At 45.9% G+C, this 12,611-nt stretch carries 14 protein-coding genes; 13 read left to right on the top strand and 1 reads right to left on the bottom strand.

What is annotated here, in order from left to right; genetic code table 11:
• Positions 1-429 precede the first annotated feature (429 nt).
• Both OEY58_19875 and OEY58_19870 read left to right on the top strand, forming a co-directional pair.
• A complete protein-coding gene (locus tag OEY58_19875; GenBank protein ID MDH5327720.1) occupies positions 430-804 on the top strand; it encodes a MobC family plasmid mobilization relaxosome protein in 375 nt (124 codons plus the stop codon).
• Positions 801-2,408, top strand: a complete 1,608-nt coding sequence (locus OEY58_19870; protein ID MDH5327719.1) for a relaxase/mobilization nuclease domain-containing protein — start codon at positions 801-803, stop codon at positions 2,406-2,408. The genes OEY58_19875 and OEY58_19870 overlap by 4 nt, the downstream gene beginning before the upstream one ends.
• A 19-nt stretch (positions 2,409-2,427) precedes the next feature.
• Here the strand turns inward: OEY58_19870 and OEY58_19865 are convergent, their stop codons facing one another.
• Complete coding sequence (locus OEY58_19865; protein MDH5327718.1) at positions 2,428-4,050, bottom strand: ATP-binding protein; 1,623 nt, start codon at positions 4,048-4,050, stop codon at positions 2,428-2,430.
• On the opposite strand from OEY58_19865, the gene OEY58_19860 reads away from it, so the two are divergent.
• The 11 genes from OEY58_19860 to virB9 all read left to right on the top strand — a co-directional run bounded on the left by OEY58_19860 (position 4,043) and on the right by virB9 (position 12,611).
• A complete protein-coding gene (locus tag OEY58_19860; protein ID MDH5327717.1) occupies positions 4,043-5,134 on the top strand; it encodes a hypothetical protein in 1,092 nt (363 codons plus the stop codon). The genes OEY58_19865 and OEY58_19860 overlap by 8 nt on opposite strands.
• A 236-nt stretch (positions 5,135-5,370) precedes the next feature.
• A complete protein-coding gene (locus OEY58_19855) occupies positions 5,371-5,706 on the top strand; it encodes a hypothetical protein (protein ID MDH5327716.1) in 336 nt (111 codons plus the stop codon).
• On the top strand, positions 5,703-6,293 hold the full coding sequence (locus OEY58_19850; GenBank protein MDH5327715.1) for a porin family protein: 591 nt from the start codon (positions 5,703-5,705) through the stop codon (positions 6,291-6,293). The genes OEY58_19855 and OEY58_19850 overlap by 4 nt, the downstream gene beginning before the upstream one ends.
• A complete protein-coding gene (locus OEY58_19845) occupies positions 6,290-6,562 on the top strand; it encodes a TrbC/VirB2 family protein (protein ID MDH5327714.1) in 273 nt (90 codons plus the stop codon). The genes OEY58_19850 and OEY58_19845 overlap by 4 nt, the downstream gene beginning before the upstream one ends.
• On the top strand, positions 6,559-6,831 hold the full coding sequence (locus OEY58_19840) for a VirB3 family type IV secretion system protein (protein ID MDH5327713.1): 273 nt from the start codon (positions 6,559-6,561) through the stop codon (positions 6,829-6,831). The genes OEY58_19845 and OEY58_19840 overlap by 4 nt, the downstream gene beginning before the upstream one ends.
• Positions 6,832-6,863: 32 nt before the next feature.
• A complete protein-coding gene (locus OEY58_19835; protein MDH5327712.1) occupies positions 6,864-9,230 on the top strand; it encodes a VirB4 family type IV secretion/conjugal transfer ATPase in 2,367 nt (788 codons plus the stop codon).
• Positions 9,218-9,982, top strand: a complete 765-nt coding sequence (locus tag OEY58_19830; protein ID MDH5327711.1) for a hypothetical protein — start codon at positions 9,218-9,220, stop codon at positions 9,980-9,982. The genes OEY58_19835 and OEY58_19830 overlap by 13 nt, the downstream gene beginning before the upstream one ends.
• Positions 9,960-10,130, top strand: coding sequence for a hypothetical protein (locus OEY58_19825; protein MDH5327710.1), 171 nt, complete (start codon positions 9,960-9,962; stop codon positions 10,128-10,130). Before OEY58_19830 ends, OEY58_19825 begins: the two co-directional genes overlap by 23 nt.
• Entirely contained in the window at positions 10,127-11,083 is a 957-nt protein-coding gene (locus tag OEY58_19820) for a type IV secretion system protein (protein MDH5327709.1), read from the top strand. Before OEY58_19825 ends, OEY58_19820 begins: the two co-directional genes overlap by 4 nt.
• The gene (locus OEY58_19815) at positions 11,083-11,757 is read left to right on the top strand and encodes a VirB8/TrbF family protein (GenBank protein ID MDH5327708.1); all 675 of its coding nucleotides are present in this window, start codon (positions 11,083-11,085) and stop codon (positions 11,755-11,757) included. Before OEY58_19820 ends, OEY58_19815 begins: the two co-directional genes overlap by 1 nt.
• Positions 11,754-12,611, top strand: a complete 858-nt coding sequence (virB9, locus tag OEY58_19810) for a P-type conjugative transfer protein VirB9 (GenBank protein ID MDH5327707.1) — start codon at positions 11,754-11,756, stop codon at positions 12,609-12,611. Before OEY58_19815 ends, virB9 begins: the two co-directional genes overlap by 4 nt.

Here is a 12,611-nt window from a genome sequence, read left to right as displayed (position 1 = left end):
TGATCCGCCCGCCCGGTGTTCGTCCCGCCCGGTGATCCGCCCGCCCCCTGGTATCCGCCCCCGCTAAGATTTATCCACGGTTTCCACAGATCCGCACGCAGTGCGGGCCGAGACGACCGAAGCCCTTACAAAAGGGCGTAGGCCAAGCGAGGTGAAATCTGTGGTAACAGTGGGTAAATCGTTTTTCCAGCAATGGTCAACTAAAAAACCAGGACTTGCCTCAAAATCGCCCCCATGCCAAAATCCGAAAAGAGAGCAGAGAAAGAACGAAGGCGGGATAGGGATCGTGTCGTGCAAATGCTTCGCATTTCCCCTCACAATCCCCTCCCGGTCCTGCGGACACCCCAGCCTACGGCTGGCCTCGCTCCGCTCGGATGTTAACGGCAGCGGTTCAGACAGCGATCCGGTGCCAAATGACGGGAGAACACATTGAACAAATCCAGCGCCCTCTACGTGCGCATCACCGAAGAAGAGGCCGAACTGTTTTCACAGTACGCCGAATCCGTAGGCGAAACCCGCTCGCGCATACTGCGCAAAATCGTTCGCGAATTGATCACCGAACAGCCCGACCTGGTGTCGGCTGAATTGGCCGTATTCAAAACCGCCCTGCGTCAGCTTTCCGGTGCCACTACCAATTTGAACCAGCTCACCCGTGCGGTGAACTCAGGCAAGGTGCCCAAACGAATGACCGAAGAAAGTTATTGGAAAGGATTACGGGCGGAGGTCAAATCTTTATCAAAAACGCTACGTCAGGTCATGGATGCGACTGCTACCCGTTGGGTGCCCAAAAAGGATGATGCGTGAAAATAGAACAATCACTCGCTGCACTTGAACAAGCGCTGATTGATGAACATCGCAAACCCAAGCGAGGCAAGGACGACCGCGCTCCCCGATCTCGCGAAGGTGCTCAACGATTAACCAACAAAGCACGCACTGCTTACCACACCATTAATGGGACACCACAGGCCATTCTTCGTATCACCTCATACGGTCGAAACAGGGAGCACGTCACTGAACATGCACTCTATATTTTCCGCCGCGCTGGCGAACTTGAGAACGAACTGGGTGAGCGCATCACCGATCCGGGCCATGTCCGGGATGTTATCAACGAGTGGTCTACCGACTTTGAGGTGTCTGGCGAAGATCAGCAATTGAAATACAAGATCGCGTTTAAGATCAAATTGGGCCAAAACGTTGCTGCATTAAAAGACGAGGTGCGTGAATTTATGCAGGCGAATTACCCCGATCTTGCCGTTCGCCTGGATAGAGGCCGCAGCAAAAACACCAAAAATACGTTGTACGCCACCGTGCGTTGCCGGGAGCCAGACGGGCACTTACCCAATAAGAAGGCAATGGGTGATCAGGTTGCAGAACGATTTCCAAAATCCAAGACCGAGATCACCACCGTTAAACCCAAGGAGCTGCGTGAATCCCTTAACATGATATTGAGCACACCGGAGGGCACCGATCCGGAAGTGCTGAGAGTTGTGGCGCGCGAATTTGCGCGTGAGACCTTTGGTGAGGACCATCGTTATGTGATGGCGCTGCATACCAATACGGCGCACCCGCATGTGCATTTGTGCGTGAAATTGCGCAATGAACAAGGCATTAAACTGGACCCTAAAAAAGCACAGCTTCAACGCTGGCGACTGCGTTACGCCGCTCTGGCCAGGGAACATGGCATTGAGATGGAGGCCAGTTATCGTTCGGAGCGAGGTATTGGTATGAAAGCCCAAAAGTCGCCGCTAGTGCAGGCCCGCCGACGGCTGCGACCGAAGTTGGTAGTCCATATAGAGACGGCACCTGGAGACGATCACCGTACCCTCAATACACTAATCCGGGGGGTATTTCGTCGCCAACATCCGGAACTCACGGTTCAGATCGATCAGGGGCAATACAAAAGCAATCAAAACCAACTCACTGTTTCCTTGCGTACCCAGGAAGCCAATGGCGTTTTGCCGGACGAAAAAATGATCCAGTCATTGTTTCGCGAACGGCTCCCCGGTTTGCCTGTCCGGGTAAAAACCGTGAATCCTAAGGAGCAGCTACAGGGGAATGAGAAAGCCGAAATTATGGTGGATCGCCTGCTGCGTCAGGAAGTGAAACGGGAGTTACAAGGACAAGGCGAGAGTGCGCGCAATCTCCAGCCCTGGAAAGTGGCCATGGTGAAAAAAAATCTCAAGGAAAAGGCGGAGTTTGAGGCTGCTGCGAAAATCCTGCGAAATCTTGCCCACGGCCACAGTGACGACCCGAATAAACAAAAAGAGTATATCGCCTTGGCCGTGATTTCTGAAAAACACGCTCGAACATTACCTGAGCCGAAAACACGAATGGAGAAAATCGTCGAAACGGTGCGCACAAAAAACCGTGGCCAGGAAAGAGATAGCGGTCCTGAATTGGAAAGATAGTTTAGAAGTAGATGGTCACTTAATCCATACTATTCCAGGTACGTATGGCGGCACATATTGCGTCTAGTCGCGATGATAAATCGAATGTCTCGGCGATGTTATCTTTTGATAAATGGGGAATCACTCGCTCTGCTAGTAAGGGTTTTTTCTTTTCGTAATGCTTACCTTTACCCTCTTCCATGCTATCTAAGTAGTCGAAGAAATTCTCGTACAGTTCAACCTGCTGGGGTGTCTGATCTAATCCAAGCAGCTTTTCAACGGCTTTGGCGGGAATATAGTTTTCGATTTCTTTACCAATCGTAACCCATGCTGTACCGTTGTTTTTAGTGACTTCTTCAACAATGCGGCTCTTAGTATCATTTATATCGTCAGCTTCGGTTCTTTTGTCACTGTCTATAATGACAATGGCATTTGAGTTCACGTTTAATATCGACACACTGTCTTTAGCTAATTCTGGTTCATCGCTAGACAGGTGGGATAATAATCGACCGCCGTAAAATACACATTGATAGTGCGTTCCTTCCGACAGTTGGCCGTCTGACCATTGTTCTATCCATCTGTTAAGGTAGATTCGGTCAGAAGGGCCTTCTACCCAAATAACGCCATTGGACTGTAGTATATCGCTGGCTCGAATGTCTAAATCGTCGAGTATGCCCTTATTTTCCACATACGTTTTTACAGATTTACACTTTGCCTGTTTACCATCACGCGTAACGTGAAGAATTTGAGCGTCTTGGTGTTTACTAAACATATCGATTTCGATATTCGAATGTGTCGTCAGGAAAATAGTGCAACCTTGTTCTGTTGCTTTTTTTGAGAGATAGCTGAGTAGCCGCCTTAATAAAGCAGGGTGGAGGTTATTTTCCAGCTCTTCGAAACCGAAAACGTAATCAGATAGATCTTTTTTTTCGACTTCGGGGACAAGGTGAATGTACACAAGGACTAGTATAATCGTTTTTAGACCGCTTCCCTGTTGGGATAGTGGAACTCTTCCGTTCTCTTGGTCAAGGAAAACTTCCCACGAGCCATTACCCCATCGTTGAGAGGTTATGTTGATAAATTTGGCATCTGGTTGAAGTATTTGATTTAGATCGTTAAGCAGATGGACTTGGACAAATTCATGCGGTTGTTCCTGGAGATTGATAAATCCTTGAATTATTCTCGTTGCATTATTTCCATGACCATCAACATCAAATGTATTGGAGTCGGTCTCAGGTATAATATTCCGTTCCGCATATATTCGTTTAAAACTTTTCGAATGAAAAGGATTTGTTATATTTTCTGTGAGCCTAGATAGTAGATTTCCTGCGGTTTTTAAGGAGATTAAAGGTTGATAACGTCCGTTCTGTTCTCCTATATTTATAAATCGGTCATCTTGATTAGTGTGTAAATACCATTTTAGTTTTACCCCAATGTAGCAGCTGCCGTAATTCCAATCGTTACCCGTTGGTATTGAGTCTGAATTACGGCCTGGTACAAATACATTCTTCAACTCAGCTTCTTTAAGTGGTCCCTCTGCAATGATTTCGGGTGATTTGTGGTTGTTCCAAAATGTCTGAGGAAAATCCAATTTGTTGTTTGTTATACGTTCGATGAGATCTAATAAGGTAGATTTACCGGAGTTATTCCGACCAATGATCAAATTATCGTCAAATGACCGTATACATTATGTGAAGGCCAAAATAGCACAAATGTATTTTGTGGAACTGAAATCGCAAAAAGAAATTGCCAACTTAGTTAATAAATCTAAAAGTGCGGTGAATCGAATTATCAATGACTTTAAATCTGGGCAAGATGAAATGGTGACAATTTATATAAATACGCCCAAATGTATTGATTTAGAGCACCAGGTGATGGAGAAGCTAGGTTATCATGTAGAGAAGGTTCGAATTTCAAGTGGAGTTGGGATACGCAAGAATTTGCATAATGTTTCCGTTGTAGGTGCTGAGGCGTTTATAGATGCGTTGCTGGACATGGATAAAGGTGAAGTAATTGATATATATGTCAGTTGTGGATCAACTACACGCGCACTGATTGACTGCTTTTTAATGCATTTGCAGCATGATGATAAATTGAAAAAATCTCTTAAAGACACAAACATCAATATATATCCGACAGCGATTTTTGCTGGGTTTAAAGTTAGCCAGGCCATGCCTATTTACAGTTCGTTAAAATTAGCTAAGGGTATGGAAAGAATATTGAAAAACGATAAGGTTTCAACGTTTCTTTCCGCTTTACCAAATAATTTTGCAACAGCTACCGAGCATGAAAAAAGCATTCTATTGAGGTATCTGGGATACAAAGTATTTGAGCCTAAGCTGAGTAACAATAATATATTCTTATTGGGTGTAGGGTCAGCTAGAGGAAAAGACTACGTAGAACTTGCGACCAGAACGGGCATTTTACCCAAGCAGAATAACATTTTTTCTGAAAAACAAGCCGAAATTAATTACCAACCATTTTTAGAGAACGGTGACTTGTGCGAATACTCTGGAAAAATTGAAGGATTAAGGATGGATCAATTGCGCGAATTTGCAAAGCATGGAAACAGCAAGGTGATTTTGGTGTTTGGCGGAAAAAATAAGAGTATATTAACGCGAAGCGCGTTAGGCCGAAGTGACTTTTACAATGTGTTATGTACAGATATGGATATTGTTCAAGAAATAGTGAATTTTGATGATTCACGAAATCGAATAGAGCGCGTGACTCACTTGTCGTCTGCTTAATATGTATGTTTGGAGGTTCCAATGGAACCTCTTTACTTGCTGCCAATTGGTCCTTCCTTATTTAACTTCTGACTGAATCGACAGGCTACAACCACATATCACTTAAAGTATATTTGAGGTTTTCTTAACCTCTCTAGGCAATATGGTACTAAAAAACACAATATATATTGTATCGTATTACAATATAATATATATTGAGTTTTTTCGTATCGCATATTGAAGAGGTTGTAGAAATAATGATGGCTGATCAAAGACTTGGGCAGCTCATCGAAATGGAAACGTTAAATCAAAGAGAAGTGGCCGCATTGGCCAAAGCGGGTTTGGCTATAAAGGTATATTTAAAGCCAATAAAGAAACGAAGTAAAACATGGTACTGTTGTCATTTTGTGGTTGAGTCTATTCGTTATAAGAACAACAAGCAGACTCAGTTGGTCACAATGAGAGGGGATACCTGGATGATGTTCGATTTGAATCGAGCTATCCAACATATAATGAAGATATTTCCGACAACGGACTCAATTGAGTTGCAATTGCCTCGCAATATGGAAACAGGAGACGGGAAAGAAGAATGAAAAAGGCCATAATAACAACAATATTAACCACAGCCGTGTTGTCGCAAAACGCGTTTAGTGCGCAACCGCAAAGCACGCGATTTGGCGTGGGTGTCAGTGCTGCTAATTTTACCGTTAACGATCCTGACGGTTCCACGGGGGATACTAGTTTGGGATATTTGAGCGGCTTGATGGTTACACCGCTCAGTCGTAACCATCCCTACATCCGAGTATTTAGCGAGTTAAGCTACCGTCGTTTTACTCTAGAGCCTGGCGTTAATACCGTGGGCCAGCAAGTCACCAGCTTGTCACTGAGTGGTATTGCTCAGCACGCCTTTAACGTTTCGCAGACGTATCGACCCTGGGTCGGTCTCGGTTTTCAGGCGGGTCTCAATGATTATAAAAACCGCCACACGGTCGATGGCGGTGGTTTTTTGGATCAGCAATACGCTGATCGCAGTCAGACCTCATTCAACATCCTGTTGAATGCCGGTTTATCGTTCAAGCATGTTGCTTTCAATATCACATACCATTCGCCGCTCGATGACGGCATTGAGGGCGTTCAATTACAAATGTTCTATCTGTTTAAAGGGGAGATGTTTCGATGAGTGTACGGTCGCAGTTATTGTTGTTGAGCCTTCTATTGATCCTGCCGCAGTTTGCTTTTGCGGCGGATGTAATCAGCAGTTTTTTGGATCGCATCGTGGAGTGGTTGACCGGCACACCCGGTAAGGCCTTAGCTACCATCGCACTGGGGGCGGTGTTTATTGTCACCATGTTTACTCAGCATTTGGATTGGCGCAAAGCGTTGTGGGTTTGTGTTGGTGTGGTGGGATTGATCGGTTCGGCACAAATGTATAAGTGGACCGTTGGATGAAATCGGATCCACTGTTCAAAGGTCTGACACGCCCGGCGCTACTGTTCGGCATGCCGTTTCAGTTTGCCCTTACGGGTGTGTTTCTAAGCATCGCGATTGGGGTCATCAGTGGTTATCTTATTTTTCTGCCCGTTGGCTTGGGACTTACTTGGCTGATAGGCACAGACTTGGGTTCACGCGATAAGGATTTGATCAATATTGTGTTGGTCAAGATAAGCAAGACCGAGCGTGGCGTTTTTTCGGGCCATTCTTCTTATAAGCCGGATTAAAGAGGGTTTTCATTTTTTGCAACGGGGGCTGTATGTTGTTTCACAAGACACGTCAAAGCAAAACTAAGAATTACGAAATTGACCAATCAGAGAAAACTGCTTCGACCCATATTCCTTATACCCACCACTATGACCCCTACACAATACAGGCGACAGGGGGTCAGTTGATCCAGTTCATTCGAGTCCAGGGTATTCCTACGGATACCCTGGATGATGAATCGATTGAGCAGAAAAAGGATTTTCGCAGCACCTTACTGCAAAACATTGCAGATGATTCTATTGCGGTTTACAGTCATTGTGTACGGTCACGTTCGGATGAATATCCCGATGGCAACTATACACCTGGCTCTTTTTCAGATCGACTCAATGACAATTGGCAACAACGCTTAAGGGATCGTACCAATTACGTCAATGAATACACCCTGAGTATTGTGATAAAAAACGACAGAGGCTTTGTTTCGCGTGCCCTGTCTTTTGGTAAAGATCGTAAGAGCCGACGTGAACACTATCAACGCTTGGCCAAGAAGCTGGATAACGTGACTCAACTGTTGGTTTCCGGGTTGCAGAGTTATGGCGCTGAACGCCTTAAAGTCGTTGGTGATCCGATTAGCGATAACACCTCTGAGCCTTTGGCGTTCCTGCATACATTGATCAACGGTTATTCCTGGCCGCTGGCTCTGCCACACATGGCATTGAGTCAATACCTGCCTACGTCCCGATTGTTCTTCCAGGGTGAAACCATGGTGTTTCGCTCTCCGGTGCAGGATCGCTACGGCGCACTTCTTTCGGTGAAAGAGTACAGCGAAAAGACATTCCCAACGATGATGGATCAATTGTTGCGCATTAAGCACGAATACATTCTGTGCCATAGCTTCCAGTTCATTGAGCGCCAAAAAGCGCTAAAGATGATGGATGAGCAGCAAACGTTTTTCGAGCAAGCCGAGGATTACTCCGAATCCCAAAAAGAAGAAATTTCCCTGGCCATGGACGATGTACAGTCGGGCCGTGTGGGGTTGGGATACCAACAATTTTCGATTCTGGTCTTAGCAGACAACGAACAAGGCCTGAGCGATGCGATCACAGAGGTACAAAAGTCTCTGGCTGGGTTGGCGTTGGTGCGCGAGGATATGAATTTAGAGGCCGCGTTTTGGGCGCAATTACCGGGCAACGCTTCGTACCTGGCCAGACGTAATCCAGTGACTACCAATAACTTTTCCAGTTTTGTGTCCTTGCATAATCAGCCCATTGGGCGCTTGGACGGTAATTTTTGGGGTGCGGCAGTGTGCCAGTTAGAAAGCATCAGCGGTGCGCCGTACTACTTTAATTTTCACGAGAAAAGCAGTTCATCGTATCAACCGGGCGAACACCTGATTGGCCCGCCCAAAGCGAACACCAATATCTTTGGGCAATCCGGTGGTGGTAAAACCTTGTTGATGAATTTCTTGGTCGCCATGAGCCAGAAATACAAACCTCGCACTATTTACTTTGATAAAGATCGAGGCGTGCAATTGCTGATCGAAGCCATGGGCGGCGATTACCATATTATCAACCCAGACCAACCCGGTTTTATGAATCCGTTGCAATTGCCCGATACGCCGTATCACCGGCAGTTTTTAGCTCAATGGTTAGCGACCCTTTTGACCAGCAACGGGGAAACATTAGGGGCAACCGACGTGGATCGAATCCACAACGCCGTGGAAGGCAGCTATAAAATGCCATTGGAAAAACGGCGTTTGAGTTTGGTCGCGCCTCTGTTTGGCACAGGCACCGCCGAGTCGTTGGCCGGTCGGTTACGGCCTTGGTACGGCAATGGACCCAAAGCTTACTTGTTCGATAATGCCACCAACCACGTGTCCATGGATGGTTGCGTGGGTTTTGATATGACCTATCTATTGGAGGACGCCAGCGTGCGTTTGCCGGTGAATCAATATTTACTGCACCTAGTCAAACACAGCTTGGACGGTTCACCGACGATCATTCCAATCGATGAAGGTTGGGCGCACTTGAAAGATCCGTATTTCGCGCAAAATCTGGAAGACGATTTAAAAACCATCCGTAAAAAAAACGGCATGATTATATTCACGACTCAAGACCCGGACGACGCAGCCGGATCAGGGATATTACGCACCGTCATTCAGCAGACGGCGACGAATATATTTCTACCCAATAACCGGGCGAACGAACAGACCTATAAAGCGTTTGGTTTGACCGATCACGAAGTGGCGTTAATTAAGCAGCTCAACCCCGAAGAACGCACGTTCCTGATTAAGCACGGTAACGATTCGGTGATTGCCAAGCTGGATCTAACAGGGATGGAAGAGGTGATTTCTATCCTCAGCGCCAGCGAACAGAATCTTCGCAAGTTAAAACAACAGGAGAAAACCCCATGCGTGGTTTAGTTTTATTATTTTGTTTGATGTCGATGTCGGCTCAAGCGGGCGGTATGCCGGTTTTTGATCCATTGAATTGGATTCAAAACAAATTGAACGCATTAGAGAACACGTTAACTCAAATGAATACACGAATAAACAATCAGACTCAAATTATACAGATCCGCCAAAAAATACGTCAGTTGGAACAAATGGAACGCCAGTGGAAACAGGTTCAGCGCCAGTATGAAGCGCTTTCTGGGAAAAACGGTTACGGCCAATGGCTGAATGGTCCAGCGCGTCTGCTAGACCCTAGTTATAAACCAAAAGACATCAACGATTGGCGACGTATCTTATCTACTGGTAAAACCCACAGTAAGATTACCAAAGGTAATTCCGATAATGATTGGAATGGACCGGCCTACACTAACCCTTACTCGGTGCTCCCCAGAGACAAAGCGTATCCACGCAACCCAAATTCGCGCCGTGCCTGGCAAGAGGAACAACACGCTTACAAAACCGGCGCGGTGAATATGACGGCGCGACAAATCTACGCAACAATAGAAGATCGGCAAGAAGCGATTGACGAGATATTGAAGCTGGCAGATAACGCTGAGACCATGAAACAGGCGATGGACATCAATAACGTATTTTTGTCCGAACTCAACCGCAACATGATTGAAATTCTGCATTTGCAAGCGACTTTGGCGCAAATGCAGTCGGCGGGACAGCAGGGACAAGTGGAGCGGGAGCGTGGTGATGCGTTGTTTAATCGTTATTAGTCTTGTAGCGAGCGTACTCTACGGTTGCGGTTTTCAGGATTTGAAATCACCGGAGTTGAGCGGTCCTCTGGTCCCTGTCAATGATCCTTGGGAGCCGGTACATAAGCCACAACGTCCCAATTCTTTGCAACCGGGCGGTCACTCATGACCAAGGACGGTCAATATTTAGCGAACGTCAAAGCTGCCGAAGGCCCATTGCAAGCCGTGTTGAACGATCTGGACGAAGGATTGCACGAATACGTATTCAACGTGTTTACGAATCTTGTTAACACCTATGACGGTGTGATCACCGCTTGCGGTATATTGTATTTAGCTTTTTACTTTGCCGGTATCATGCGGGGTGTCATTCAGCCGTCTGTTAATGCAGCCACCATACATATTGTCAAATTCATTCTGATATTTAGCGTGCTCCAATACTGGGAAGATTGGACCGAAGAGTTGTATTTGTTGTTCACCAACGGACCTGGTCAAGTGATTTCTGCCATCACAAGTTCTATCGGGTTTCGTTTTCAGGGTACGTCCAACATCAATGCCGGAGCCGATATTCTTGCCGTAAAAGGTTTTCGTACCTCTACCATATTGTTCGAAAAAAGCGGATTTACCCCCTTGTTAATGGGGGCCGTGGTGGCTGGTTTTACGGTCGTTGTCGTTGGGTATTCGGCGTTACTGATCGTGTCTGCTAAATTGGTTGTTGCCGTACTGTTGGGTACAACACCTATATTTATGCTTTTTTTGTTATTTGAGAATACGCGAGGATTTTTCGAGGGTTGGTTACGGAATTTGATGACCTATATATTCATTCCCATACTGCTTTATGCGTTGCTGGCCGTGTCGTTGCTTCTTATGGAGCGTCCATTAGATGCAATTCAAAACGATGTTAATGCATCGGCACTGACGTTTGGGTCACTGTTAGGGTTTGTTTTTGTGGCATTTATCACTATTGGTTTGATTCGACAAATTAAGGGTATTGCTTCATCTATTGGCGGCGGTTTTGTTATGGGTTCCATGAACCTCAGAGAATATACCAGCGGTTCGGCTCACGGCATTACTAAAACTTACAATCGGTGGAGAGCCAAAAAAGATCAAAAAAAGGATAACTAATGAGTAAATCATCTCCCTATTATAAAACAGCAAACGACTGGAATTATGATGTTTATGAATCGGCGTTGGTTACACGTAATCGATACTATTTTCTCTCCATCCTTTTCGGTCTCATTGCCTTGGCCTCTGTGTTGGCTGTGGCCGCCTTGTTACCGTTAAAAGAGAAAGAACCGTATCTTCTGGAACGCGATAGTTCTGGCATGGTAAGAGAGGTGCGACCACTCGACATGACCCAGTACACGCCAAACGAAGCGATGATTGAATATTTTGTGTCTCGATACATACTGGCCCGCGAGCGCGTGGATGCACGCGACCTGGAATCCAGGCACAAAGAAGTCCAAGCGTTGAGCGACGTTGAGGCATCGAACGAATACGTACATTGGATAAAGAAATCACCACGCAGCCCATTGCGAACGTATAAACAGGGCGAAACACGGACCGTGTATATCACCGCCTTGAACCATTTGAACAAAAAAGCGGTGCATGTGGAGTTTGAGACAACGGACAATCTTCACAAAACCACTAAAAAACGCTATTGGGCCGCGGTATTGGACTTTGAATTTGTGAACTTGCCGGACGACAGCGAGTTTCGGTTTGATAACCCTTTGGGTTTTCAAGTCACCAAGTATCGGAAAAATCAGAAAGTAATTAAAGGTAGGGAGATAGAACAATGATAAGCAACACAACGTGGAAATACCTGTTATTACTGGTTTCCATTACTTTGGCCTTACCCGTTTACTCGGGCAGTGATCCTATAGCGGGAGGGGCAGATCACCGTGTGAAAATAGTTCCCTATCACCCCACTGATGTGACCCATTTGCTAGGACATTACAATTACAACATCATTATCGAGTACGCCCCGGATGAATTGATAACAAAGGTCGCTGTGGGTGATTCGACCGGTTGGCATGCCGAACCGCTGGGCCATAGGTTGTCACTTAAGCCTTCAAGACCGGATAATACGACCAATATGTTTGTTGCAACAAATAAACGCAATTACAACTATGAACTTATTGCTCGCAAGACAACAAATCCTCGTGATAAGCGCATTACGTATTCAGTGAAATACACTTACCCGGAAGAACAGTTGGCCAAAGCATCTAGGCAACAACAATTATTACTCCAACAGCAAAAACGCCAGAAAGTTAGACATACTAAGCAAGGCCTTTCCGCAACGAATCTTAATTTCAATTACCATTTTAGTGGTGATCAAGAAACCGCACCGATTCAAGCATTCGATGATGGTACATTCACCTATTTTAAATTTGCCAAGAACAAGCCGTTACCCGCCGTGCTTACTGTCGATAAACAACGCAATGAAGAGGTGCTTAACTTTCGCATGGAAGGGGGTTACATGGTGGTCGAACGATTAAGTGATCGATTTTCGTTGCGTCATGGAAATTTACAAACGTCAATTGTCAAATTGGATGCGTCTACACAGAGACCACCACCTTCGGTATCTCGTAAGCGCAAAGAAACGTCCACCGCTTCTGGCGAACCTTGGCAAGAACAGTGGGCCGGTTGGTGA

The sequence above is a fragment of the Gammaproteobacteria bacterium genome, from assembly GCA_029882975.1.
Classification (GTDB): domain Bacteria; phylum Pseudomonadota; class Gammaproteobacteria; order SZUA-152; family SZUA-152; genus JAJDNG01.
Note: the sequence above shows the minus strand (reverse complement) of the source record. Positions and strands in the feature narration are given on the sequence as shown.

Bases quoted from the DNA above. Each gene is read 5' to 3' on its own strand.
- OEY58_19855 (MDH5327716.1), top strand. From the start codon at position 5,371: ATGATGGCTGATCAAAGACTTGGGCAGCTCATCGAAATGGAAACGTTA.
- OEY58_19835 (MDH5327712.1), top strand. From the start codon at position 6,864: ATGTTGTTTCACAAGACACGTCAAAGCAAAACTAAGAATTACGAAATT.
- OEY58_19830 (MDH5327711.1), top strand. From the start codon at position 9,218: ATGCGTGGTTTAGTTTTATTATTTTGTTTGATGTCGATGTCGGCTCAA.
- OEY58_19815 (MDH5327708.1), top strand. From the start codon at position 11,083: ATGAGTAAATCATCTCCCTATTATAAAACAGCAAACGACTGGAATTAT.
- OEY58_19860 (MDH5327717.1), top strand. From the start codon at position 4,043: ATGATCAAATTATCGTCAAATGACCGTATACATTATGTGAAGGCCAAA.
- OEY58_19845 (MDH5327714.1), top strand. From the start codon at position 6,290: ATGAGTGTACGGTCGCAGTTATTGTTGTTGAGCCTTCTATTGATCCTG.
- OEY58_19825 (MDH5327710.1), top strand. From the start codon at position 9,960: ATGCGTTGTTTAATCGTTATTAGTCTTGTAGCGAGCGTACTCTACGGT.
- OEY58_19850 (MDH5327715.1), top strand. From the start codon at position 5,703: ATGAAAAAGGCCATAATAACAACAATATTAACCACAGCCGTGTTGTCG.
- OEY58_19840 (MDH5327713.1), top strand. From the start codon at position 6,559: ATGAAATCGGATCCACTGTTCAAAGGTCTGACACGCCCGGCGCTACTG.
- virB9 (MDH5327707.1), top strand. From the start codon at position 11,754: ATGATAAGCAACACAACGTGGAAATACCTGTTATTACTGGTTTCCATT.
- OEY58_19820 (MDH5327709.1), top strand. From the start codon at position 10,127: ATGACCAAGGACGGTCAATATTTAGCGAACGTCAAAGCTGCCGAAGGC.